The sequence below is a fragment of the Natrinema salaciae genome (genome assembly GCF_900110865.1).
In the GTDB taxonomy this organism is placed as follows: Archaea; Halobacteriota; Halobacteria; order Halobacteriales; family Natrialbaceae; genus Natrinema; species Natrinema salaciae.
In genome coordinates, this window is the sequence record NZ_FOFD01000004.1 from 131,660 (window position 1) to 155,919 (window position 24,260).

Sequence of the window (24,260 nt, forward strand, 5' to 3'; positions counted from 1 at the left end):
CTGGTTATGTCTTCCGCCCCGCACGGCGACGCCGCCCACGAGACCCGATGCGATCGTCGACCGCTCTCAGTCCTCGAGTCCGAGGTCCTGCGACATCGAGTTGCCGGCCCGCGGGACGCCCTTCACCGTCACGGTCTCGCCGTTCATGAAGGACGCGGCGGGACTCGAGAGGAACTGGACGACGTCGGCGATCTCCTCGGTGTGGCCGATGCGGCGGTCGGTCTCCTCGCGGGGCGGCATGTCCTCGCTCTCGATGCCGAGCGTCTCGGCGACGCCGGGGGTCTGGATCAGGCCGGGAGCGATACAGTTGACGCGGATGCCGTCCTCGGCCCACTCGACGGCGAGGGTCTCGGTCAGCCGGATGATCGCCGCCTTCGACGCGCCGTAGTGACTCTCGCCGGGCGCGGCGTGCTGGCCGTTGACGGAAGAGAGGTTGATGATGACGCCGCCCGACCCCTCGCGCATGACCTCGCCGGCGAGCTGGGTGCAGTGGACGGTGCTGTTCAGGTTGAGGTCGACGATGGTCTGCCAGCCGTTCGCCGAGATGTCCTCGAACGGCGCGACGAACTCCCCGCCGGCGTTGTTCACGAGGATATCGACGTCGCCGAACTCGTCGACCGTCTCGTCGACGAGGTTCTGTACCTGCTCGCGCTCGCGGACGTTGCACTCCACGGCGAGCGCCTCGCCCGCGCCGTCGGCCTCGTTGATCCCCTCCGCGACCGGTCCCACGCGGTCCATCGACCGCGAACAGATGGCGACGTTCGCGCCGCTCGCAGCGAGCGTCTCCGCGATGGCCTGGCCGATTCCCTGACTCGCACCCGTGACGATGGCGGTCTTCCCCGACACGTCGAAGTCCGGTTCGTGCATGGTGTTACCTGGGAACCTGCCGTATCATAACAATACCGCTACCGATCTCGACGCGGGGCAACGATTCCGGGTCCGTGCGACCAGCGATGGGACGATCGCTCGAGGCGAGTTCGAAACGGGAAGCCTCCGTCGAGGGGATGATTCGCAGTCGCGATCGAATCGGCGCTCACCGGTCGCTTCGTACCGATTTAGCGGGACCCGTCTCGGTAGTTGCGACGGGAGAAGCGGGCAGTGAGACGAGCACGGCCACGAGAAGGAACAGAACGCCGAGCAGTCCGATAGCGGTGATCGGCGATGTGGTGTCCGCAGCGTAGCCGGCGAGGGGCATCAGCGGTGCTCGAACGAGCGCATACACCATCGAGGCGCTGCTGAGTATCGTTGCCCGGCCGACCGAATCGGCGTGATCGTTCAGATACTGTCCGACGAGCGAATGGTACATCGCGGACGTGCTTTTCACGAGGAAAAACACAGGGATCGCAAGGAGTGGAACGAACACCGGAGCGATGAACGCGATGGCGGTGATCGCCGGAACGAGGAGAATCGCCATCCGAAGTCCGACTGTCGACCGAAGCGTCTCGGTGTGATAGCTGGCAACTGAGGCTACCAGCGCGAATCCTGCATAGATGAGGCCAAGCACTGCCGGTTCGGCCAGTTCGACACCGGCAATCGTGTCTCCGCCGACGAGTCCGTCGATGAGATCGACGGTAATGGGCTGAATGTACTCGTCGGCCGCCCTCGAGATGCCGAAAAATACCGCAACGTAGACGACGAATAGCCGCATGCTCGGCTTCGAGAACTCCGTCCGAAGCATCGACAGTGAAGCAGCGATCCCGACGGTATCCGCATCAGTCTCGTCCCTGTACGACTCGTTTTTCGGCATCGAGAGGACGGCGACGATACCCGAGGTATGCAATATAACCGACGCGATAAACGGATAGGTCGGGTGCACAACGTAGAGGAGTCCGCCGAGTATCATCGTCACTGCGGACGCCCACTCGTGAACTGCACCGCCTCGACCTCGAACCTGCGTGAACCGTTCGTCGTCGAACTCCTCCGCGAGCGTCTCGTACAGCCACGCGTCGGCCGAGCCGGAGTGAAACGCGAGCGCAACTGACCAAAGCGAATAGAGGAGGACGAATTCGAACAACGCGTCTGCAAGGACGAAGCCCGCGAGCGAGAGCGACATCGCCGCCATTCCGAACGCGATCGCGTTTCGTCGTCCGACCCGATCCGCGATGTATCCTGTCGGAATTTCGAGGACGACCACGAGAACAGCCGAAACCGAGCCGAGTAATCCGATCTGCGTGTACGTGAGGTCGTTCCAGCGCAAAAACAGGGTGAAGATGGGCCAGATGAATCCGACTGAGTATGTAACCTGAAAAACGTAATATTTGAGGAGTGTCGAGGGTGGAGTCCGCATTCCGAACATAAATTCAATAAATAAGATATCTTTCTATAATTGCCCGTAATCCCAACCGAGAGGATGGTTTGACGGTCTCCATCTACCGAATATTAGTGGGCATTTCCCACCGTGGCTTGATAATCGTTAATGCCCAGACGAGAGAGGCAACCACGTTCAAACATACTTCTTTCAGGTTCTGCATCCGCGACGGGTTCGCTCCGTCGCTCGAGACGTCGTCACCGTCATCGACGAGCACAACGTGACGTTCATCGCGGGGAGTATCGCCCACGCCGCGTTCATCTCCCTGCTGCCGCTCTTGCTCCTGTTGTTCATCGTCGCGGGCGCGGTCGGCAACGAGTACCTGACCGACCAGATCGTCTCCGTTGCTCGAGACCACCTCAGTCCCGCCGGCCAGGGTCTCGTATACGAGGCGTTAACCCACGCGTCCAGACGGGCCGGTGCATCGTTGATCGGTATCGCTTCGCTGCTGTGGGGTATGCTTCGTATCTTTCGCGGCTTGAAAACCGCCTTCGACGAACTGTACGGGGAAGGTGAAGGGGCTCTCTCCGGAACGGTCGTCGACGGGATCGTTGCCTTCGTCGTCATCCTGTTCGCCACGATCGGAGTCAGTTTCGCGACGGCGACGCTGGCGACGGTCGATCACCTCGTCGTCGTGGTAGTGACCCCGCTCGTGCTGTTCTGTGGGCTGATCGTCGCGTTCTTCCCTGTGTACTCCGTCTTTCCGGAGCCGGACATCTCGGTTCGCGAAGCCTTTCCCGGTGCCGTCATCGCCGCTGCGGGCTGGGTCGTCCTCGAGGTGATCTTCGGCGTTTACGCCGACCTCGTCGACACCGTCGGGACCTTCGATACGTTCGGTGCGGTCATCCTCCTGCTCATCTGGCTCTACGGCACCTCGTTCGTCCTGCTGGTCGGCGTGGCGGTGAACGTCGTGCTCGGCGAGTCCCATCCGGATACGACCCCCGATCCCGGCGACGAACGGGGGTCGGCCGGCTCCGATCGCGGGTGACCGACGAGAACGGAGTCGTCCGGTACTGCCCGTGTCAGTCCCGTTCCGTGGGTCGGCGAAAGCTCTACGGGCCTGGCAGTGGTCGACACCACTGTCGAATTCGGAAACGGAGGGTCCAACGCATGTGCAGCTATACCATCGGCGTCCCCGACGGGGGAGAACGCGGAATTCGAGTCGAGTGTGACGACCACGGCGAGTGGGAGGAGTTCCAGCCCGGGTATCGGACCGTCACGTTCTACTGCGAGGGCTGCGGGCTCGAACTCGAAGTCGACCTCCGCGATCCCGCCGACTGGCGCGATCTGGGCGAGCGGTGCTGACACCGTCCTCGCCGCTCGAGAGTGACGGTTACCCCTCGCTCTCGTCGGCTTCGGTCGCGCCGGCCTCGCTCTCGTCGGCCAGTTCGGCCGATACCGCTCGAGTCGTCGCTCGAACCTTGTGCATGTACTCGGCGAGTTGGGACTCGACGCGCCCTTCGGTCTCGAGATCGATCGTTCCACCCTCGGTTTCGATCAGGAGGGTCGCGGTCTCGACGGCTTCGTAGAGGATCGCGTCGAGCTCGTCGGCCGGTGTAGAATCCGGTGAGCGCGCCGTACAGCATGGTGTTGGCCGCCATCTGGACCTTCTCGTCGAACCGGTGTTTCGCGCTGCTGACGGACTGTCCCGAGTACGTGTCCGTCATGAACGGGACGAGGTCGGGGAGGTTCTCGCCGACCGTTCGCATCGGGACGCCCGTGGGGGTGCGGAAATCCTGACAGGCGCGGGCGATCGCCCACTCCCGTGCGGTGAACGTGGTCCTGTCCCTGAGGAACTCGTTTACGCGGTCGTACTCGGCCCCGCGGATTTTCGTGAATCGCTTCCCGTTCGGATTCCCGGCGTACGTGCTCGCCGATGCGCCGTTGGTTGGTGGAGGTTCGTCGGACATGGTGTGGTTCAGGTGGTCGTCCGAAGCCCCGCCGCGGGAACGATCCGTGGTGTGCCAGCCGGGGGTAACGTGACACCGCGCGCGAACCACCGCGCCCGCGACGCGAGTGCGTCTCTATAAACGCGCGAGTCGAAGTTAAGGGGGAGCCAAGCGCGGTGAAAGTGGACGTGGAACGTCGCCCGTGACTGCGCTGCAAACGGCACACGCCGCTCTGTTACGGTGATTAACACCGAAGCCGACACCAAAAGCGCAGCGTCACAGCGACGCGTCCGTCCTCGTCGGCCGCCGACAGTTCACCGGAAACGCGGTGTGTCACGACGTCACTCGGCGGTAGTGGAGTCCTCGAGTCGCTCCTGTAGCTCCTGTACTTTCGAGACGAGTTCGATCGGCGGCGTCGTGTTCACGTCGATCGACTCGAGGTCCGCCAGGACCGCCTCGGCGTCGGGATCGATCGACTGGCCGTCGGGTTCGGCCCCCGCCGGACCGCCGTCGGTCGACGTCGCCTGTGCCGGCGCGCGGTCCCGCCCCTGGGTCTGCATCGTCCCGCTCCCCAGGTCGAAGACCGCCTGAACGGGCTCGCTCGAGCCGCCGCCCTTCGCCTCGATGGCCTTCTCCTCGCGCAGGCGCTCGAGGACGTCTCTCGAGCGGTCGACGACGGGGTCCGGGACGCCGGCGAGATCGGCGACGTGGACGCCGTAGCTGCGGTCCGTCGGACCGTCTCGAACGGTCCGGAGGAACGTCACCTCGCCGTCCCGCTCGTCAGCGGCGACGTGGACGTTGGCGACGCGGGGGAGGTTCTCCGCGAGCCCGGTCAGTTCGTGGTAGTGGGTGGCGAAGAGCGTCTTCGCCCTGACCTCGTTGTGGAGGTACTCCGTCGCGGCCCACGCGATCGAGATGCCGTCGTAGGTCGCGGTGCCCCGCCCTACCTCGTCGAGGATGACCAGCGACTCTTCCGTCGCGGTGTGGAGGATGTTCGAGAGTTCGCTCATCTCGACCATGAACGTCGAACGCCCCTGCGCGAGTTCGTCCAGCGCGCCGACGCGAGTGAAGATGCCGTCGACGAGCCCGATTTCGGCCTCCTTCGCCGGGACGAAACTGCCGACCTGGGCCAACAGGACGATACAGGCAACCTGTCGCATGTAGGTCGATTTCCCGGACATGTTGGGACCGGTCACGACCAAGAATCCACGATCCTCGTCCAGTCGCACGTCGTTGGGGACGAACTCCGTCGTCTGCTCGACGACCGGATGGCGACCCTGCTCGATCTCGAGGCGATCACCCCGGTGCAGTTCCGGCTGGACCCACCGGTTCTCGGCTGCGTGCGTCGCCAGGCTCGCGAGCGCGTCGATCGTCGCCAGCGCCCGCCCGACGTCCTGCAGCAGTTCGGCCCGCGCCGCGACGTCGTCCCGGAGGGTCGCGAAGAGTTCGTACTCGAGCTCGCCGCGCCGTTCCTCGAGCCGGAGGATCTCGCGTTCTTTCTCCTCGAGTTCGTCGGTGGTGAACCGCTTCGAGTTCTTGAGCGTCTTGATCTCCTCGTAGTGATCGGGGACGCCGTCGGCGGCGGACTTGCCGACCTGCACGTAGTAGCCGTCGGTCTTGTTGCGATCGACCGTGACGTGGGAGAGGCCGTACTGGGCTTTCTCGCGGTCGGCGAGGGTATCGAGCCACTCCATCACTGCCTCGTGGCGCTCGATCACCTCGTCGAGTTCGTCGTCGTAGCCCCGCCGGAGGAGTTCGCCCTGGGTCACCGTCGAGGGTGGGTCCTCGGCGATCGCCTCCTCGAGCGTCTCGCGCAGTTCCCGCGCGGCCTCCCGATCCGGTCGGTCGACGATCGCAGACAGCGGGGAGTCGGCCAGTTCCGGATTCGACGCGATCGTCTCGGCCAGCGCCGGGAGGACCGCCAGCGTCTCCCGAACCGCGACCAGATCTCGCGCATCCGCGCTGCCGTGGGTCGCCTTCGAGGCGAGCCGGGCCAGATCGTACGCGTCGCCGAGCGTCTCCTGCAGCTCGTCGCGAGCGAGCGCCGCCGTCGAGAGCGCGGCGACGCTCTCCTGACGCCGCTCGAGGGTCTCGAGCGAGCGCCGCGGGCGCTGAAGCCACTCCTTCAGGCAGCGGCCGCCCGCGCTCGTCGCGGTGTGGTCGATCGTGTCGAACAGCGACCCGTCGCGCTCGCCCTGCATCGTTTCGGTCAGCTCGAGGTTGCGCTGGGTGGTCGCGTCCAGCGTGACGTGATCGTCGCCGTGGTGGGACTGGATGCGGGTCATCGAGGCGAGCACGCCCGTGCCAGTCTCCTCGACGTAGGAGCGGATCGCGCCGGCCGCCGCGACGGTCGGCTCGCCGACCGAGAGCCGGTCGACGGTTTCGGCGCCGAACTGCTCGCGAACTGCGTGGGCGGCGCGCTTCGGCGCGAACGCCTCGGTCTCGTGGAGCGTGAGGGTCGCGTCGACGCGCTCGCGAACCTGCTCGAGGAGGTCGTCGTCGGTCCGCACGTCGGGTCCCGGCAGGACCTCGACCGGATCGAACCGGTACAGCTCCGTCAGCGCGTCGTCGACGTCCGCGGCGTCCGCGACGAGGAATCGACCCGTCGTTACGTCCGCGAAGGCGAGGCCGTACGCGCTCTCGGAGCCGCCCGAACCGCCGCCGTGTCCGCTCCCGTCGACGACCGCCGCGAGGTACTGGGCGTCGGCGTCGCTCGTCTCGAGCAGGGTTCCGGGGGTCACAACGCGGACGATTTCTCGCGCGTGTCCGGCGTCGGTCTCGTACTGGTCGGCGACGGCGACGCGGTAGCCGCGCTCGACGAGGGCCTTGAGGTAGGGAGTGAGGTCGTCGACCGGCACGCCGGCCATGGGGTACGACGAGCCGTGGGACGACTTCTGGGAGACTTTGAGATCGAGTTCGTCGCTGACGGTCTCGGCGTCCTCGCCGAAGAACTCGTAGAAGTCGCCACACTGCATCGCCAGTAGCTCGGCGTCGGTCCCCTCCTTCAGCGAGAAGAACTCTCCGACGATCCCCGTCGCCTCGGTCATATTCGGAGACTGTTCTTCCATCGCAAAAACCCTGCGGGATCCGCGGTGAAAGTGGTTGGGTAGGGGTCGCCTGTCAGGGAGCGTCGCCGCTCGGTATCGCGGTCGACAGCGACGACCGACGGGTACGGATGTGCCGTCGGGCTCCGGACGAGCGGTCGGCTACCGGGTGTCGTCGACGGCCTCGAGACCGCGACTCTCGAGGGAACGACTCGGACTCGTCGGGAAACCGTCGGCCGGAAGCCGACGGCGAATCCATCCGGTGTGTGGTAACAGGCAGGTGGAAGATCGGAATCGATGGGTGGTGTGCCCGACGTGGAACGATATCCGACCGGTGGCGAGGGGACGGCGATGTCTCGGGATGATCAGACGGTTCGGATTGGCAACGACCGGATCCGTCCCGCCTCGCCACACAGGCCTTTCGAGGGTTCCGGATATACTTATTCGGCCGTTAAAACGATCACAGGCGCTGAAATGGGGGGTTTTGATTTGGTTCCGTTCGGCCGGGGACTGCGGCGACCGACCCGCCGAGCGATCCGATCGTGCGACCGACTCAGTACAACGTCCCGCCCAGCGGCACGTCCTCGTCCGGCGATACCAGGACGGGATACCCGTCCTCGCTGGGGACGCCGACGGTCAGTGCCTCGGATTTGAAGCCGGCGATCCGCACCGACCCGAGGTTCGTTGCGCACAGCACCTGGCGACCGATGAGGTCCGGGGCGTCGTAGTGGTATTCCAGTTGGCCGGCGGACTGGATCTCATCGTCGCCGAGGTCGATCCACAGTTTGGTCATCTCCGGCTTCTCCGCGTCGGGAAACGGTTCGGCGTCGATCACTTCGCCGACCTCGATCTCCACGTCGAACGGGCTCTCGACCATGTGCCGCGGTATCGCGGCCAGCGAGAATTAGCTATCGGTTCTCGGTCCGGTCAACGCCGAGACGTATCGGGGCCGCGCTCCCGGTGCCGCTGGCCGGGTTCGGCGGCCGTCGGCGCTGTCGGCCACGCGGATTCGCGGCGAGGACGCCCGCGACGCGCCCGCGGGGATATATTACGGTGACCGTGGTAGATGGACGGAACCGACAGCCATGGCATCCCCTGACGATCACCGCGTGCTGGTACCGGTCGACGTTCTCGAGGGAGAGCCCGTTCCGGGGACGATCGTCGACGCGTTCGCGTCGATTCCGGTCGTCCTGCTCGGCTACCACGAGCTCCCCGACCAGACCGGGCCGGACCAGGCCCGCGACCAGTACGGCGACCGCGCGCGCGCCGAACTCGAGGAACTCCGGACGGTGTTCGAAGACGCCGGCTGTGACGTCACGTCGCGACTGGCGTTCACTCACGACCGGTTGAAAACGTTCGAACGCGTCGCCGTCGACGGGTCGTGCGACGCCGTCTTGCTGCTCAATCCGGCACCCGTCCTCGAGACGGTGCTCGTCGCGGTCCGGAGCGACGTCAACGTCGAGCACATCGCCCGCCTTCTCGAGACGGTCCTCACCGACACGGACCTCGAGGTGACGCTCTTTCACGTCGCATCGGACGAGGCGGGTCGGGACGCGGGAACGGAACTACTCGAGACGGCGCGCTCGGAACTGGTGGCTGCGGGGGTCGATGGCGATCGGATCGACAGCACGGTCGTCGTCGACGACTCCGCCACGGACGCTATTCTCGAGGCCGCGGCCGATCACGACCTCCTCGTCGCGGGCGAGAGCCGCCCGTCGATCCGGCGCTTCGTCTTCCGGGATCGCGCCGAGCGACTGGCTCGGAGGACGATCGATCCGGTCCTCGTGATTCGCGGGGAGTACCTCGAGTCGGACGAAGAGACGAGCGGCGGCGAGCCCGACTGATACCGTAGCCGGCTCGGCGTCGGTCCCGAAACCGAGCGAAATCACTGTCCTTGAAACCGGTCCCTCGGCAACGGTCACGAGTTCTCGAGACGCGGTGGTCGGTCGGCGTCCGGCGGTCGATCACCGCGTGCTGCCGTGTCGTCGGCCTCCTCGAGGGTCCGGACGACGAGCACCGGACCGATGGACTCGGCGGCGACGCGTTCGGCCTCGTCTCCGAAGACGAGCGATCGGAGCGACGGTGCCCGTTCGCCCATGACGATCGCGTCGTGGCCGGCTGCGGCCTCGACGAGCGCCTCGGTGGGGGCAGAACTGACCGCGAGTTCGGTTCGTACGTCGATACCGCGCTCGGAGAGGGTCGCGGCGGCGGCCTCGAGCGATTCCCGGCCGCCCGCTTCGTCGTCCGTCGCGAGAAAGACCGTGAGCACGATCTCGCGGTCGCCGACCAGTTCGGTGACGAACGAACTGATCCGTTCGACGGCGACGTCGCCCGTCAGCGACACGAGGAGCCGATCGATCGGGCCAGTTACGCCCGCGATGGCGTAGGCGTCCGCCGCCGTCTCGGCGGCGACGCGATCGATCGTTTGCGCTCGGTCGTGAGTGAACACGAGACGGTGATCGGCGCTCCCACCGGCCGCCTCGAACGCCGCCGCGAGGTCGACGAGGGCGTCGGTCGCCCTGTCTTCGTACTGGAGTCGCGCCTGGTCCGGCGGCGTCTGCTCGGGCAGGACGTGGTACCCCAGCACGGTCACGTCCATCGGCTCGAGCAGCGTCGGGAGCCCGGTCGAGACCGATTCGCCCTCGAGTATCGCCAGCGGAACGAGGACGCGGGTCATTACAGCGCCCCCTTCAGTTTCACGTCGCGGGCGTAGTAGGCGTACCACCCGGCGGCCACGATCATGATCGCGATACCGGTGAGTTGGGAGACGGGCTGCATGAACCCGATCAGCGCGAAACTGGCGACCGCACCGATCGCCGGAACGACGGGGTAGCCCGGTGCCCGGAAATCCGGGTCGTACCACTCCGGTTCGTCCCGGCGCAGTGCGAGCAGCGCCACGCAGATCAGTCCGTACATGATGAGATGCAGGAACGAGGCGACCTCCGCGAGCAGTTCCACGCGGCCGGTCGCGACGAGGACGAGAATCGGCCCGCCGGCCAGCCCCAGCGCGACGTGTGGCGTGCCGTACCGGAGGTTGATGCGGCTCGCCCGCCGCGGTAACAGCGCGTCCCGCGAGACCGCGTAGATGGATCGAGAGGTGCTGAGTACCGACGCGTTGGCGCTCGACATCGTCGCGAGCAGCCCGCCGAAGACGATCGCGAACGCGCCGATCGAGCCGAGATAGTGTCGGCCGACGTCGACCATCGCCGTCTCGCCGAACGTCGAGAGCTGTTCGCTCCCGAACGCACTCGTCGCGACGAAGATGGTCACGACGTAGAGGCTGCCGACGACGAGCACCGAGCCGACGATCGCCAGCGGGAGGTTCCGACCGGGGTCTTTCATCTCGCCGGCGACGGTCGCGATCTGCGCGAAGCCGAGATACGAGGTGAACACGAGCGCCGCCGTCGTCAACACGGGCATCGTGCCGAACGGTGCGAACCGTTCGGGGGCGGCCCGGTCGCCGACGAGTCCCACCGCATCGAGGCCGCCATACCCGAGAAAGAAGACCAGAATCGAGAGTAACAACACGACGATTCCGTTCTGGAGCTTCGCCGCGTTTTCCGTTCCCGTCACGTTCAACGCGGTAAAGCCGGCACCGAACAACAGTGCCAGCGGAATGACGAGGCCCTCGCCGACCGCGACCCCGACTTCGGCGAGCGTGTCGACGGCGTAGTAGCCGAAGCCGACGAGGTAAAACGCCGTCGCGAACACCAGTCCGAACCACAGCGACAGCCCGACGACGGCGCCGGCGAGCGCGCCCAATCCGCGAGAGATGAAGTAGTAGCCCCCGCCGCTTTTGGGCATCGCCGTCGCGAGTTCGGCGGTCGGGAGCGCGACCAACAGCGCCACGATCGCACCGATGGCGAACGAGGCCGCCGCCGCGGGCCCGGCTCGGCCGGCCGCGAGCCCCGGGAAGACGAAGATACCGGCTCCGATCATCGTTCCGATCCCGATGGCCAGCCCGCCGGTGAGCCCGAGCGTTCGCTCGAGTTCGGCGTCGTCGGTGATCGTGGCCTCGTCGGTCTCGATCGTCGCCTCGACCTGTGGGGACTCGTCCTCGATGTTGGTTCCCCCGGCCGACGGCGGTGCACGGTCCATATGGTAACACGAGTCACGCCAGAGAGATAGTACTACTGTCACGTTCGGACGATTGTCATCGGGACCGTCATATTTCGGCCAGCGAACGCGAGTGCCGGTTCTCGAGGCGGGGGCACTGTGTCGCGTTTCGAGCCGATTACGCGAGCAGGTCGTCCGCCAGCAGCGACAGGCTGTCGTCCCCGTCCGCGGCCGCGTCCGGAACCGCGAGCATAACCTCCTCGATACCGACGTCGACGTACGCTTCGAGACGCTCCCGGACGTCTTCGGGCGTCCCCGTCGGCGCCGTCTCGACGTACCCCGAGAGGAAGAACTCGCGGGGCTCGCCCGGCCCGTCCGGCAGGAACTCGGTCCGGAACGCCTCGCGCTTCTCCTCGGCCGCCGCGGTCGTCTCGCCGACGAAGACGAACAGCTCGGCGGACTTCCGGATCTCGTCGTAGCGGTCCTCGCTCTCGCAGTGCTCGCGCAAGACCGAGAGCTTCTCGGCGAAGCCCTCGGGCTCGAGCGTCCCGTAGTTCCAGCCGTCGGCGAGTTCGGCGGTGTACCGCAGCGTGAACGTCTCACCGCCGCCGCCGATCCAGATCGGTGGGTGGGGGTCCTGCACCGGCTGCGGTTCGCAGAAGGCGTCCTCGAGATCGATCTCGAGGTGCTCGCCCGCATGGCTGTAGGTCTCCTGGGTCCAGAGCCCCTGCAGGATCTCGACGGTCTCGGCGAGTCGGCGGAGCCGCTCGGCCGGCGGCTCCCGAAACTCGTAGCCGAACCGATCGTACTCGTCCTCGTACCAGCCCCCACCCAGCCCGAGTTCGAGCCGGCCGTCGCTCACGCGATCGACCGTCGCCGCCATCTTCGCGAGCAGCGCCGGATGGCGGTACGACTGACTGGTGACGAGCGTGCCGAGTCGCACCCGATCCGTCGCCTCGGCGACCGCGCTCAGCGTCGTCCAGCACTCCTGGGTCGCCCGCCGCGGGTCGCCGATCCACGACTGGAAGTGGTCCTCGAGCCAGACCGCGTCGTAGCCCAGCCGCTCGGCCTCGAGCGCGGTGGCCCGAACCGTGGCGCTGTCGGTGCCGTACTGCGGCAGGATCAGGCCGACGTCGAGGGCGGACGTGTCGCGCTCGGCGGCGCTCATTCGGCCACCTCGGCCTCGAGCGCCAGCGTTCGATCCGCGAGCGCCTCCGGATCGGCGGCGACGAGTTTGACGAGCGCCTCCTTGCCGACCTCGCCGCGGTCGACGATGGCGACGGGGGGGTCCTCGCGGCCCGCGAAGGCCTGCCGGGCACCCCAGCCCATCGTGTTGCCTTCCGTCTCCTTGACGTCGTCCGGCTCGTCCCCGCGGTCGTACTCGGCGAGCGGCCACTCGAGGGATTCGAGCGCCGCCTCCACGTCGGCGTCGAACCGACAGTTGACCGCGAACCGGAGCTCGGGGACGAACTCGCGGGCCGAGAGGAGGAAGCGAGCGACGTGACTCGAAGCGCCGAACCGGACCCCGCGGTTCGGCTGGACGCCCGAGAGCGTCCGCGTGATACGGCCCTCGACGGCGGCGGTTTCGGCGACGGATTCGGCGTAGGGCGTCGCGCCGACGACGTTCATCCCGACCTCGGGGACGAGTCCGGAGACGTCCGCCTCGACGAACCGGTCGACGACGGCCTGCACTTCCTCGGCGGTCAGCTCTCGAGCGGCCTCGTTTCGCAGCGGGGCCATGTGGTTGACCGCGCCGTGTCCCTCGCCGACGTCGTAGTGGTATCTCACCGCGCGCGCGAGGAAGTCGGTCGCGCCCTGCACTGCGGGCTCGAACGACTCGCCCTTCGCGAGGCGGGCCGCGATCGCTGCGGCGAGCGCACAGCCGGAGCCGTGGGTGGCGTCCGTGCCGACGCGGGCGTGCTCGAACGCGTGGACGGTGTCGCCGGTGACGAGCACGTCCCGGACGCGCTCGCCGGGGACGTGACCGCCCTTGACGAGGACGGCGTCGACGCCCGTCTCGAGGATCGCCTCGCCGGCCTCGCGAGCGCTCTCCCGGTCGACGACGGCGATATCGGACAGCACTTCGGCCTCGTCGGCGTTTGGCGTCGCCAGCGTCGCTTCGCCGAGCAGCCGCTCGTAGGCGCGTTCGGCCTCGGACTCGAGCAGGGGGTCCCCGGAGGTCGCGACCATCACGGGGTCGACCACCAGCGGGAACTCGAACTCGCGGGCGGCGTCCGCGACGGTTTCGATGACGTCAGTCGTCGCAAGCATGCCGGTCTTCGCCGCGCCGACGGCGAAGTCGTCGGTGACGGCCTCAAGTTGCGCCTCGATCTCCGCGACCGGGAGGACGTACGAGGAGGCGACGCCGCGGGTGTTCTGGGCGGTGACGGCGGTGATCGCCGACGTACCGAAGACGCCGTGGGCGGCCATCGTCGCGAGGTCGGCCTGAATCCCGGCCCCGCCACCGGAGTCGCTGCCCGCGATCGTCAGCGCGACCGGCCGGCTGTCGGGTGCTGGTGTTCTCATGGGGGATCGTATTCCCGGATTATACTAAGCGATGGTGGTCAGCGACGGTGAACGTCCGCCAGTGTTCCACCGACGGTGGCGCGTGCCGAGGCGCGACTCGAATCCACGCGAGGGATGAGCGAACGCCGTCGGGCGTGAGCGAATCGGCTGGGGAGGACGCGGTGCTCGACGGTCGGCGCTCTGGAGCGACCCGCGGGACCGGCTACGAATCGGTGCCGTCGGCCGCCTCGGCGGCGAGATCGGCGTACGCGTCCCACGACGGATCGACCCGCGGGTGCTCGAGCCGGTCTTCGTCCACCCGCACCTCGCTTTCCCCGTTTCCGACGGCCTCGACACGGCCGATTTCGGCGACCGGTGTCTCCCGCGCCTCGAGCGCGCCGCGGACGGCCGCGACGCCGTCCGGGTCGACCGCGAGCAGGAGCGAGCCGCAGCTGGTCGCCGCCCAGGGGTCGAACGCGAGGGCCTCGCAGACCTCGCGGACGCCGGGACGCATCGGCACGGCGTCCCCGTCGACGGCGAACCGGACGCCAGCGCCGTCGGCCATCTCGTTGAGCGCGCCCGCGAGCCCGCCTTCGGTGACGTCGTGCATCGCTCGCACCGGAACCGCGGCGGCCGCGGTGAGCGCGTCGCGAACGGCGAAGACCTCCTCGAGCCGCTCCTGTGCGTCCGCGATCACGTCGGCCGGCAGCTCGAGCTGCTCGCCGAAGAGCGTACTCAGCAGGCCGACCGACTCGACGGCGGGCCCGTTCGTCAGGAGGAGGCGGTCGCCGGGGCGGGCCCCGTCCGGGCGGACGATCTCGTCGTGATCGCCGACGCCCATCGCGGTGGCGGCACCGACCCACGGATGCGACGGGTCCGCGTAGCGGGCCGTGTGTCCGGTCACGACCGCGACTCCCAGGTCCGTACACTCCGCGTGGATCGTCTCCCAGACCGTCGCGAACTCCTCGTCGGTCATCCCCTCGGGGAGCGTGAAACAGATGGAGAGATGCGACGGCGGAACGCCGCTGACGGCCACGTCCGCGAGTACGAGGTCGAGGGCGAACCGCGCCGCCCGCTCGAGGCCCAGCGCGGGGAGGATCGACAGCGGGTCGGTGGCGGTGACCAGCGCCCGGCCGCCGATATCGACGACGCCGAAGTCGACGCCGTGGGCGGGACCGACGGCGACGTCGTCGCGATCGGCACCGAGGTTCGGCGCGATGTGACGGTCGAAGAACGCTCGATCGATTTTGCCGAGATCGCTCACGGTCGGCAGGTCCCGCCGAGCGGCCTTAGCGGTGATGATCCGAGCCGACGGGGTCCCCGTGACGGATCGTCGAGTACCGGTTCGATCCGATCACGGCTCGAGCGTATCGATCGCGGTCGGATACCGCTCGCCACCGATTTCGAACGCGTTCGATCCCGTCCGTTCGAAGCCGCGAGCGTCGTAGAACCGCTGGACCACGTCGTTGCCCTCGAGGGTCTCGAGTCGCACCCGGTCGACGTGCGATGGGAGCCGATCGAGGCCGCGCTCGAAGCGACGGAGAAGACGGACCCGGGTTCGCAGACGTAACCGAAATTCGTAACAGATCGAGCGGAGAGGTACCGCGACCGGTTACTGCGAAGAGTCAAGGACGGGAGCCACATATCGGGGATAGATGGCGTACTCGATCCGGTCGAGAGCGGAATCCGACCTCGAGTTCTCCGCGAGCGAGGTGACGGGTGCGCTAGGTGATTCGGTTACGGTGCTGCCGCTGCTCGTGGCGCTGGGGGCGACGACGAGCGTCTCGCTGTCTCACGTGCTGGTCGGGTTCGGCGTCTTCCAGATCGTCTGGGGGCTGTACTACGGACTGCCGCTCTCCGTCGAGCCGATGAAGGCGCTGATCGGGCTGGCGATCGTCGGCACGCTCACGTACGCCGAGCTCGCCGCGGCCGGCCTCCTCGCGGGCGGCGTCCTGCTCGCGGTCGGGCAACTGGGGCTCGTCGGTCGGCTCCAGCGGGTCGTCGGCGAACCCGTCATCCGTGGCGTCCAGTTCGCCGTGGCCCTGCTCTTGCTCGCAGCCGCGGTCGACCTCTCCGTGAGCGATCTTCCGATGGCAGCGGGCGGACTGGTCGTCGTGGCCCTGCTGTCGCTGGTCGGCTACCGCCGAGCCAGTGTCCTGGTCGTGCTCGGACTCGGCGGCGTCGCGGCCGTCGCGACGGCCGGCGTTCCGACGCCGGCGGTTCCCGAACTCGCGATCTTTCCGGCCGGCTCGCCGTCGGTTACCGGGGCCGCCCTCGAGGGGACCGTGGCGCAACTCGGCATGACGGTGGGCAACGCCGCGATCGCGACAGCCCTGCTCTGTGGCGACCTCTACGATCGGGACGTGTCGGCGGACACCCTCTCGACGAGCATGGGCGTCACCTGTCTCGCGGCGATCCCGTTCGGTGGGGTACCGATGTGTCACGGCAGCGGCGGCCTCGCCGGAAAGTACGCCTTCGGCGCGCGAACCGGCGGTGCGAACGTCCTGCTCGGAGTGGGCTACATCGGGCTCGCGCTGGTCGCCGCCAGCGCCGTGCTCGCGGCCTTCCCGATGGCTATCCTCGGCGTGTTGCTCGTCGTCGTGGCGCTCGAGCTGGCTCGAGCCGCGTTCGCGCCCGTCGACGATCGGCGGTCGCTCGCGATCGTGCTGGGGGTGGGTGCGGTCGGACTACTCGTCAACGTCGGCGTCGCGTTCGTGGTCGGAGCCGTCGCGTTCTGGCTCCGCTCGCAGCAGTCGTGACCGGGCCGCTCGTCGGACGGCCCGAGCCGGACAACCTTTCATCACGCAGCCCCAACCGCCACCGATGACCGCGAGCTGGACCGATCTGTTCGACCGCGGGGCGGAGTACGACGGCGATCTCGAGCGAATTCGAACGGAACTCGAGGCGATCCGGGAGGACGACGATGCCTGAGCGCCAGCGCCCGAATCCGGCTCGCGTCGTCGCTGACGCCGACGTCCTCGCGGCGGACCTGCTCGTCGGCGGCGCGGCGCGCGAGGCGCTTGACCACGTCCGCCGTCACTCGTGGGTCGAACTGGTCGCGAGCGACCCGTTGCTCGCGGAGACCGAGCGGCTCGTCGCGCGGCTGGCCGACGCGGAGCTGGCCGCCGCCCACCGCGAGCGACTCGCGGCCGAGCGCGTCGCGGTCGATCAGCCCGAGGGCGACCAGCCGGCGCTGGCGTCGGCCTATCGGGGCGAGGCGGCGCACCTGCTCTCGTACGACGAGCGGCTCCGGTCGGCGGCGGCCGGCCTCACCCTCCAGCCCCGCGTCTCGGTCAGCATTCGGCCGCCGGACGCGTTCGCTCGCCTGTTCGATCCAGCGAGCCTGTACGCGGCCGTCGAGGGCGGCGAGTATCCGGGACCGGATCTGGATCCGCGAGCCTGACGACGGTCCGGTGAGACGGGCCACGGCGGCCCGGCGAGCGAACTCACGGCCCCGCGAATCCGGGAGCCTTATGCGGCGGGACCTCCTGTATAGTGAGGGGTAATGAACGACCTACGAACCGGGCTGAGCTACGGGGACGTGCTCCTCGTCCCGAAGCGCTCGCCAGTCGACAGCCGCGACGACGTGGACCTCTCGACGAGCCTCACGCCGAGTATCGAACTGGAGACGCCGCTGGTGTCCGCCGCGATGGACACCGTCACGGAGGCCGAACTGGCCATCGACCTCTCGCGGGCCGGCGGGATCGGCGTGCTCCACCGGTTTCTCACGCCGGACGAACAGGCCGCACAGGTCGAGCGAGTGGTCGCCGCCGACGAGCGCGCGGCCGCCGCGGTGGGCATCGACGAGGACTACGTCGCCCGCAGCGCTCGCCTGCTCGAGGCCGGCGTCGACGTACTCGTGGTCGACGTCGCCCACGGCCACCTCGAGCGTACGCTCGAGGCCGTCGAACGGCTCCGATCGGCGTTCCCGGACGTCGGCCTCGTCGCCGGCAACGTCGCGACGCCGGCGGGCGTCGAGGACCTCGCGGCCGCCGGTGCCGACTGCGTGAAAGTCGGCATCGGCCCCGGCTCTCACTGCACCACCCGGAAGGTCGCCGGTGCGGGCGTGCCGCAGCTAACCGCCGTCGACGACTGCGCGACGGCGGCCGAGGATCTCGGCGTCACCGTCTGTGCGGACGGCGGCATCCGCACGTCCGGCGACGCGGTGAAGGCGCTGATGGCGGGGGCGGACACGGTAATGCTCGGGAGCCTCTTCGCCGGCACCGAGGAGGCACCGGGCGCGGTCGTCGAGGTCGACGGCGCTCGGTACAAGCGGTCGCGGGGGATGGCGACGACGACGGCGGCCGAGAAGCGCGACGACAAGGACGAGGACGTTCGCGCCGACGAGGGCGTCGAAGCCCTGACGCCGTACAAGGGGCCGGTCGCCGACGTCGTCGACGAGTTCCGCGCCGGCATCCAGTCCGGCCTCTCCTACTGCGGCGGCCACACGATCCCGACCGCCCGCGAGAAGGCGGAGTTCATCCGCGTCGCGCCCAGTGCGAAAGAACGGGAGGGATACCACGCGGATCAGGACTGGGAGGGCGTCAGCGTCGATACCGAAGCGACGGTCGTCGCCGAACCGCAGCGCTCGGACGACGAGACCGCGACGACCGCCGAGAGCGACGACTGACGACCGGTCGCACCCGGCCGACTACTCGCCGCGCTCGGCGTACCACTCCGCGAATTCCGCCAGCGCTCGTCCCCGGTGGGAGATCGCGTTCTTCTCCTCGGTGGTCATCTCCGCCATGGTCCGTCCGTTGTACTCGAAGATGGGATCGTAGCCGAACCCACTCTCCCCGCGGGGCGGGACGAGCGTGCCGGCGACCGACCCCGCGAACGTCTCGGTGCCGTCCGCGTCGGCGTACGCGAGCACGGTCCGGAAGTGCGCGCGGCGATTCTCCTCCTCGCTCGCGAGCCGCCAGAGGCGCTCGACGCCGACGGTGTCCTCGACGTACGCCGAGTACGGCCCCGGAAAGCCGCCCAGCGCGTCGACGAACAGGCCGGCGTCGTCGACCAGCACCGGGTCGGCGCTCCCCAGTTCGGCGAACGCTTCGCGGGCCCCGTGGGCGGCGATCTCCGCGAGCGAGTCGCTCTGAACCTCGGTGTAATCGTACTCGATCTGCTCGACGGACTCGACGCCTTCGAGGTAGTCCCGGGCCTCGCGGACCTTCCCCTCGTTGCCGGTGACGAATCGAATGGCCATGTGCGTGGGACGCGGCGGCGACGGCAAAGCGTCGTCGGTTGCGCCGCGCCGGGGTGGCCGCCGGGCCCCCGGTCGACCCTACAGCTCGAGGGCGCCCATCACGGCGGCTTCCGCCTTCCGGAGGTGTTCGGCGGCCGTCCCGGGAGCACAGTCGAGTTCCGCGGCGACGTCCTCGACGCCTGCCGAACGGGGGACCTCGAAGTAGCCGAGGTCGCGAGCGACCCGCAGCGTCTCGCGCTGGCGGTCGGTCAGCGCGCCGACCGCGTCGTCGCTCCCGTCGTACTCGCCGACGCGGTCGACGGCCGTCTCGATGCCGTCGGGCACCCCCTCGAGCGCCCGTCGGAGATCGGTCGACTCGCCGACGACCGAGAACCGCACGGTCCAGTCGGACCGGTACTCGATCGGCGGCAAGACGACGAGACTCCCGCGCGTGAAGAGGGTGAGGAGCCGCTCGTCGACGCCGTCGGGGACGTCGCGAACGTAGACGGTGAACGTCCGGTCGCCGGTCCGCGTGAGTTCGTACTCGTCGACGCGGTCGGTTCCCTCGAGGGCGGCCTCGTAGACGTCCGGATCGCCGACGACGTGGAAGATGAAGGCGTTGTCGTTGCCGCCGGCGAAGTTCCCGTGAACCATCCGGTAGGCGTCGAACGCGTCGCTGTCGGCGACGAACCGGTGCATCGGGTGGATTGTCTCGGCGTCGTACCGGAGCGTGAGCCGGACCGTCTTCACGACCGATCGTTCGGTTCCGCGTACATAAATAGCCTAGTCAGTGACGCAGAATCGACTCCAGCGGCGCGTTCGAACGACCGCGTATGTCAGCAGACTCGACGCTCGAGCCGGGGATCGCCGACGCGGGGAGTTCGAACGGGGAGTTCGACCTCGAGACGCGCCTCGGGGACGCCGTCCTCGGTCGGGACGACCACGGAAACGCGCCCGCGGTCGTGATCCGGCCGGACGACGTGCGGGCGGTCCTCGAGACGCTCCGCGAGGAGGCAGGGTTGGATCACTGTTCCTGCGTTACCGCCCAGCAGTATCCCGACCGGTTCGAGACGATCTATCACCTGAAGTCCTACGCCGATCCGACGCGCGAGGTAAGTGTCGTGGTACCGACGCCGACCGCCGACCCGAGCAGCGACTCCGCCGCGCCCGTCTTCCGAACCGCAGACTGGCACGAACGCGAGGCCTACGATCTCGTCGGCATCGAGTACGAGGGGCATCCCGATCTCCGCCGGATTCTCCTCCCGGAAACCTGGCAGGGCCACCCCCTCTCGCGAGGGTACGATCAGGAGCAGTCCCAGGTCGTCACGCTCTCGGAACACGAGAATCCCCTCGCCGGCGACGACCGCGACGCCGCCTCGGAGACGATGTTCCTCAACATCGGCCCGCACCACCCGTCGACCCACGGCGTCCTCCACGTGAAGGCAGTGCTGGACGGCGAGACGGTCGTCGACGTCGACCCCGATATCGGTTACATCCACCGCTGCGAGGAGCAGCTGTGCCAGCAGGGGACCTACCGCCACCAGATCATGCCCTACCCCGACCGCTGGGACTGGGTGTCGTCGGGGCTCCTGAACGAGTGGGCCTACGCGCGCACGGCCGAGGAGCTGGCCGACCTCGAGGTTCCGGCGTACGCGCAGGTCCTCCGCACGATGGGTGCCGAGCTCTCGCGACTGGCGTCGCACTTCATCGCCGTCGGCACCTACGCGCTGGACGTCTTCGGCGAGTTCACCGCCGCTTTCCAGTACGCCATCCGCGACCGCGAACTCGTCCTCGACGCTCTGGAGGAGCTGACGGGCCAGCGGATGATGTTCAACTACTTCCGGCTCGGCGGCGTCGCCTGGGACCTCCCCGAACCGCGTGCGGACTTCATCGCGGGCGTCCGGGACGTGCTCGACGGGTTCCCGGCCAAGATCGACGAGTACCACGATCTGCTGGTCACCAACGAGATCTTCCAGCGCCGCTGCGTCGGCACGGGCGTTCTCGAGCCCGACGTGGCCAAAGACTACGGCTGTACCGGCCCCGTCGCCCGCGGCTCCGGCATCGACTACGACCTGCGGCGGGACGATCCGTACGGCTACTACGAGACCCTCGAGTGGGACGTCGTCACCGAACCCGACGGCGACAACTACTCGCGCGTCCTCGTTCGATTGCGCGAGATCGAGGAGTCCGCGAAGCTCGTCGAGCAGTGTCTCGACCTGCTCGAGGAGTGGCCGGACGACGAGCGCGAGATCCAGTCCACCGTGCCGCGAACGCTCAAACCCGAGGCCGGTGCCGAGACGTATCGCGCCGTCGAGGGGGCGAAAGGAGAACTCGGCATCTACATCCGCTCCGACGGGACCGAAACGCCGGCGCGGTTCAAGATCCGCAGCCCCTGTTTCTCGAACCTCTCCGTGCTGCCCGAACTCGCCCGCGGGGAGTCCGTCGCGGACCTCGTCGCGGCGATCGGGAGCCTCGACTGTATCATGGGCGAGGTCGACCGCTGACCGCCGCTGGGCGGACGAGAGGGCTCGAGAAGTAGTCCCAACGACGTTCGGACGACCTATTCGTCGTCGACGATGACTTCGACGGGTTCGTCGGCGGTGTCGCCGGTCTCCTCCGAGGTCCCCGTCTCCTGGTGCCAGAGGAGCGCGCCGGCGACGGCGACGACGACCCACGACCGCCAGTTGGCGAGGTTCAAGGTGTAGCCGACGCCGAAGGGCTTCTCCACGAGCATCCCTTCGCCGGGCTGCCAGTACGACGAGAGCATGCGACCGATGCTCGGTCGTTCGAAGTTGTACGGTACCCCGAGAATCTCACCGGAGGTCGGCTTGTCTGCCATGGCAGGTGATACGTTCTCCCCTGATAAGAGTATTGTGTGCCGCGACGGTCGCTGCAATCAGTCGACCGCGGCCGATCCGGTGGGGCTCGTCACCTGTCCGGTTGGTATCGGCCGCGCCCCTCGATATCGCGCAGACGCTCGAGGACGCGCGCCTCGCCGACCTCGCGGTACCCCTCCCGGACCGCCTCGCGGAGGGGGGCGGGATCGTCGGCGGTGCCGACGAGGCTCTGATCGAAGACGTGCAGGTCCATCGCGTAGTCCTCGACGTGATCGGTGTGGTAGCCCAGTCCGAAGTCGATGAGGACGGTTCGGTCCGAACCGACGCGAACGTTCCGCGTCGTCGGATCGCCGTGGACGAACCCCGCCCGGTGGAGCCGCGCGAGGTGGCGACCGACGTCGCGGACGCGGGCCGTCGAGAGCGCCTCGCGGAGGTCCCGCTCCCCGACGTACTCGAGTTCGAGTCGCGCCTCCCGGGAATCGACGTCCGAGAGGACCGGCGTCGGAACCCCTTCGCGGCGGGCCAGACTGGTCAGCCGGGCCTCGAGGGCCGTCCGTTCGCGGCGGAGCCGGTCGTCGAGTGACGGGTGGCGATAGGTCTTCGACTCGCGGCGCTTCGTGACGCGGCCGGCGGCCGGCTCGAGGTCGACGAGCGCTTCGGCCCCGCGGATCTGACTCGCGCCCTCGCCGCGGCCGGCCGCGAGCTCGGTCTCGTCGGATCGCCAGCTAACGGGCACCTGGTCCGGTCGAAAATCGGGGTCGACGCGGGAGTCCTCGAGTGCGAGCGTGTCGCCGGCCGCGTACATCTTCGCACCGAGCACGGCGATCATGCCGGCGTTGTCCCGCAGGAATCGCGGCTCGGGGGCGTGGAACCGGGCACCCCGCTGGGCACACATTTCCGCGAGCATCTCGCGCAGGCGGGCGTTCTGCCCGACGCCCCCGCCGAGGACGAGTTCGTCGCTGCCGGTCAGCGAGAGGGCCCGCTCCGAGACTTCGGCGAGCATCGCGAAGACGTTCTCCTGCAGGGAGTAGCAGACGTCCTCGACGGGTGTGCCGTCGTCGTACGCCTGCTTCGCGGCGCTCATGATCCCCGAGAAGGAGAAGTCCATCCCCTTGACGACGTAGGGGAGGTCGACGTAGTCGCCGTCTTCCGCTGCCGCCTCGACCTTCGGCCCCCCGGGGTGGGACCAGCCGACGTGACGAGTGAACTTGTCGATCGCGTTGCCGACGCCAGTGTCCATCGTCTCGCCGAGAACGCGATAGCGCCCGTTGCGGAAGGCGAGCAGGTGCGCGTTCGCCCCGCTGGCGTTGAGACAGACCGGCGAGTCGAAGCCGGAAGTGTGTCGCCCGATCTCGAGGTGGGCCACCATGTGATTGACGCCGACCAGCGGGACCGCGAGCGCCTGACTCAGCGCCCGGGCGGCGGTTCCAACGACGCGCAGGCAGGGGCCGAGGCCGGGACCGCGGGAGAAGGCGACCGCGTCTATCGGGGAATCCGTCGCCGGCCCGTCGTGGCGTTCCCGGGCGTGCTCGAGGGCCCGTTCGACGACGCGGGGGATCGCATCGTGCATGTGTTCGGCGGCCTCCCGCGGGTGAATGCCCCCGCTCTCGGGCTGGTAGGCGTCGCTCTCGATGAACACGTCGTCAGGGTGGGCGGTCCGGTCGCCCGTCGAAATCGCCGTTCGGTCGGTCTCGAAGACCGCTGCGCTGGCCGCCCAGGCGGTGCCCTCGATCCCGAGGATACGAACGGTGTCAGTCACGGCTGCAAAACGGCTGTTACCGGCGTTCGACGTGCCACGTCCGTCTTCGGCACGTCGCCCATCGGTCGGGGGTTACTCCCACTCGGTGTAGCTGCACTTCCCGCAGTGCTTGCGGTCGCCGTGGTCGGCGAGGAACACGTCGCCACAGCGGGGACAGAGTTCGCCGTCCGTGGTGCCGTCGTCGGCGTAGAGTTCGTAGCGCGCCATTTACGCTTCCTCCGCTTCGGGTTCGGCCTCGGCCTCCTCTTCTGCGCCAATCTTGTTGCGCTCGAGCATGTGGTCCTGCTCGACGTCGCGGGCGTTGTCGGCCGTGTCGTAGACCTTCGCCTGGCCGACGGTCTTGCGCATCCCGAACTTGGTGTCGAGTTTGCGGATGACGACCTCGTCGGCGTCCTTGTTCAGTTTCGCGGCGAGACTGTCGCGAACCTGCAGACGGGAGGGTGTGGCGTCCTCGTGGACGAGTTCGAAGGTCACGTCCGTTCGATGCAACATGGGGTTCTCCGTTTCGGAGATGATGTCGACGTCCATGATATCACTCAGTTACCCTACTATCCCCGTGTAGCGCCTAAAAGGATTTCGAACCGCCAACCCGTTCCCGCGGTCGGTGATCCGACACGGAGCGGACCGATCGCCGGTCGCAGGCCCCGTTCGTTCGAAAATATGATTATGGATTGGTGTGA

Annotated in this window: 23 protein-coding genes and 1 pseudogene; 7 read left to right on the forward strand and 17 right to left on the reverse strand. The window is 68.0% G+C overall.

The features are described from left to right. Positions 1 to 66: 66 nt before the first annotated feature. Both BMX07_RS14180 and BMX07_RS14185 read right to left on the reverse strand, forming a co-directional pair. On the reverse strand, positions 67 to 867 hold the full coding sequence (locus BMX07_RS14180) for an SDR family NAD(P)-dependent oxidoreductase (protein ID WP_090618586.1): 801 nt from the start codon (positions 865 to 867) through the stop codon (positions 67 to 69). A 166-nt stretch (positions 868 to 1,033) separates the two neighbouring features. Then, a complete protein-coding gene (locus tag BMX07_RS14185) occupies positions 1,034 to 2,296 on the reverse strand; it encodes an MFS transporter (RefSeq protein ID WP_175480157.1) in 1,263 nt (420 codons plus the stop codon). Between the two features lie 232 nt (positions 2,297 to 2,528). Here BMX07_RS14185 and BMX07_RS14190 point away from each other — a divergent pair, with 232 nt between their 5' ends. Together BMX07_RS14190 and BMX07_RS14195 are read left to right on the forward strand one after the other, a co-directional pair. Continuing rightward, a complete protein-coding gene (locus BMX07_RS14190; protein WP_245742119.1) occupies positions 2,529 to 3,296 on the forward strand; it encodes a YihY/virulence factor BrkB family protein in 768 nt (255 codons plus the stop codon). 122 nt (positions 3,297 to 3,418) lie between these two features. Further along, the gene (locus tag BMX07_RS14195) at positions 3,419 to 3,613 is read left to right on the forward strand and encodes a hypothetical protein (protein ID WP_090618592.1); all 195 of its coding nucleotides are present in this window, start codon (positions 3,419 to 3,421) and stop codon (positions 3,611 to 3,613) included. Positions 3,614 to 3,921: 308 nt separating this feature from the next. Here the strand turns inward: BMX07_RS14195 and BMX07_RS25655 are convergent. From BMX07_RS25655 to BMX07_RS14205, 3 genes and pseudogenes are all read right to left on the reverse strand, one after another. Then, positions 3,922 to 4,218 (reverse strand): annotated as a pseudogene (locus BMX07_RS25655) (DUF5806 family protein); the annotation flags it as partial. Between the two features lie 320 nt (positions 4,219 to 4,538). After that, positions 4,539 to 7,244, reverse strand: coding sequence for a DNA mismatch repair protein MutS (gene mutS / locus BMX07_RS14200; RefSeq protein WP_090618594.1), 2,706 nt, complete (start codon positions 7,242 to 7,244; stop codon positions 4,539 to 4,541). A gap of 550 nt (positions 7,245 to 7,794) precedes the next feature. Then, a complete protein-coding gene (locus BMX07_RS14205) occupies positions 7,795 to 8,118 on the reverse strand; it encodes a hypothetical protein (protein WP_090618596.1) in 324 nt (107 codons plus the stop codon). 208 nt (positions 8,119 to 8,326) lie between these two features. Here BMX07_RS14205 and BMX07_RS14210 point away from each other — a divergent pair, with 208 nt between their 5' ends. Beyond that, positions 8,327 to 9,085, forward strand: a complete 759-nt coding sequence (locus tag BMX07_RS14210) for a universal stress protein (protein ID WP_090618599.1) — start codon at positions 8,327 to 8,329, stop codon at positions 9,083 to 9,085. A gap of 74 nt (positions 9,086 to 9,159) precedes the next feature. Here the strand turns inward: BMX07_RS14210 and BMX07_RS14215 are convergent, their stop codons facing one another. From BMX07_RS14215 to BMX07_RS14240, 6 genes are all read right to left on the reverse strand, one after another. After that, on the reverse strand, positions 9,160 to 9,918 hold the full coding sequence (locus BMX07_RS14215; protein WP_090618601.1) for a universal stress protein: 759 nt from the start codon (positions 9,916 to 9,918) through the stop codon (positions 9,160 to 9,162). Continuing rightward, positions 9,918 to 11,339 carry an APC family permease gene (locus tag BMX07_RS14220; RefSeq protein WP_090618604.1) on the reverse strand — a complete coding sequence of 474 codons (1,422 nt, stop codon included), beginning with the start codon at positions 11,337 to 11,339 and terminating at the stop codon, positions 9,918 to 9,920. Before BMX07_RS14220 ends, BMX07_RS14215 begins: the two co-directional genes overlap by 1 nt. A gap of 136 nt (positions 11,340 to 11,475) precedes the next feature. Then, on the reverse strand, positions 11,476 to 12,465 hold the full coding sequence (locus BMX07_RS14225) for a TIGR03560 family F420-dependent LLM class oxidoreductase (protein WP_090618606.1): 990 nt from the start codon (positions 12,463 to 12,465) through the stop codon (positions 11,476 to 11,478). Continuing rightward, the gene (gene thiD, locus BMX07_RS14230) at positions 12,462 to 13,823 is read right to left on the reverse strand and encodes a bifunctional hydroxymethylpyrimidine kinase/phosphomethylpyrimidine kinase (protein WP_090618609.1); all 1,362 of its coding nucleotides are present in this window, start codon (positions 13,821 to 13,823) and stop codon (positions 12,462 to 12,464) included. Before thiD ends, BMX07_RS14225 begins: the two co-directional genes overlap by 4 nt. Before the next feature lie 202 nt (positions 13,824 to 14,025). Further along, positions 14,026 to 15,066, reverse strand: a complete 1,041-nt coding sequence (locus BMX07_RS14235) for an AIR synthase family protein (protein WP_090618611.1) — start codon at positions 15,064 to 15,066, stop codon at positions 14,026 to 14,028. A gap of 90 nt (positions 15,067 to 15,156) precedes the next feature. Beyond that, positions 15,157 to 15,294 carry an N-acetyltransferase gene (locus tag BMX07_RS14240; RefSeq protein ID WP_175480159.1) on the reverse strand — a complete coding sequence of 46 codons (138 nt, stop codon included), beginning with the start codon at positions 15,292 to 15,294 and terminating at the stop codon, positions 15,157 to 15,159. 163 nt (positions 15,295 to 15,457) lie between these two features. On the opposite strand from BMX07_RS14240, the gene BMX07_RS14245 reads away from it, so the two are divergent. From BMX07_RS14245 to BMX07_RS14255, 3 genes are all read left to right on the forward strand, one after another. Then, positions 15,458 to 16,561, forward strand: a complete 1,104-nt coding sequence (locus BMX07_RS14245; RefSeq protein WP_090618614.1) for a putative sulfate/molybdate transporter — start codon at positions 15,458 to 15,460, stop codon at positions 16,559 to 16,561. A gap of 164 nt (positions 16,562 to 16,725) precedes the next feature. After that, entirely contained in the window at positions 16,726 to 17,205 is a 480-nt protein-coding gene (locus tag BMX07_RS14250; protein WP_090618616.1) for a DUF7384 family protein, read from the forward strand. Between the two features lie 102 nt (positions 17,206 to 17,307). After that, positions 17,308 to 18,432, forward strand: a complete 1,125-nt coding sequence (locus BMX07_RS14255) for a guanosine monophosphate reductase (protein ID WP_090618619.1) — start codon at positions 17,308 to 17,310, stop codon at positions 18,430 to 18,432. 21 nt (positions 18,433 to 18,453) lie between these two features. Here the strand turns inward: BMX07_RS14255 and BMX07_RS14260 are convergent, their stop codons facing one another. Next, on the reverse strand, positions 18,454 to 19,005 hold the full coding sequence (locus BMX07_RS14260; protein ID WP_090618622.1) for an XTP/dITP diphosphatase: 552 nt from the start codon (positions 19,003 to 19,005) through the stop codon (positions 18,454 to 18,456). A gap of 78 nt (positions 19,006 to 19,083) precedes the next feature. Beyond that, positions 19,084 to 19,734: a helix-turn-helix domain-containing protein gene (locus tag BMX07_RS14265; protein ID WP_090618625.1), complete on the reverse strand. Its 651-nt coding sequence runs from the start codon at positions 19,732 to 19,734 to the stop codon at positions 19,084 to 19,086. 83 nt (positions 19,735 to 19,817) lie between these two features. On the opposite strand from BMX07_RS14265, the gene BMX07_RS14270 reads away from it, so the two are divergent. Continuing rightward, positions 19,818 to 21,488: an NADH-quinone oxidoreductase subunit D gene (locus BMX07_RS14270; protein WP_090618628.1), complete on the forward strand. Its 1,671-nt coding sequence runs from the start codon at positions 19,818 to 19,820 to the stop codon at positions 21,486 to 21,488. Positions 21,489 to 21,544: 56 nt separating this feature from the next. Here the strand turns inward: BMX07_RS14270 and BMX07_RS14275 are convergent, their stop codons facing one another. From BMX07_RS14275 to BMX07_RS14290, 4 genes are all read right to left on the reverse strand, one after another. Next, entirely contained in the window at positions 21,545 to 21,823 is a 279-nt protein-coding gene (locus BMX07_RS14275; protein WP_090618631.1) for a DUF5808 domain-containing protein, read from the reverse strand. Between the two features lie 89 nt (positions 21,824 to 21,912). Beyond that, the gene (locus BMX07_RS14280) at positions 21,913 to 23,580 is read right to left on the reverse strand and encodes a bifunctional N(6)-L-threonylcarbamoyladenine synthase/serine/threonine protein kinase (RefSeq protein ID WP_090618634.1); all 1,668 of its coding nucleotides are present in this window, start codon (positions 23,578 to 23,580) and stop codon (positions 21,913 to 21,915) included. 72 nt (positions 23,581 to 23,652) lie between these two features. Further along, positions 23,653 to 23,787 (reverse strand): 30S ribosomal protein S27ae, encoded by a 135-nt coding sequence (locus BMX07_RS14285; RefSeq protein ID WP_090618637.1) that lies wholly within the window; start codon positions 23,785 to 23,787, stop codon positions 23,653 to 23,655. Further along, positions 23,788 to 24,108 carry a 30S ribosomal protein S24e gene (locus BMX07_RS14290; protein ID WP_090618639.1) on the reverse strand — a complete coding sequence of 107 codons (321 nt, stop codon included), beginning with the start codon at positions 24,106 to 24,108 and terminating at the stop codon, positions 23,788 to 23,790. Positions 24,109 to 24,260: the final 152 nt, after the last annotated feature.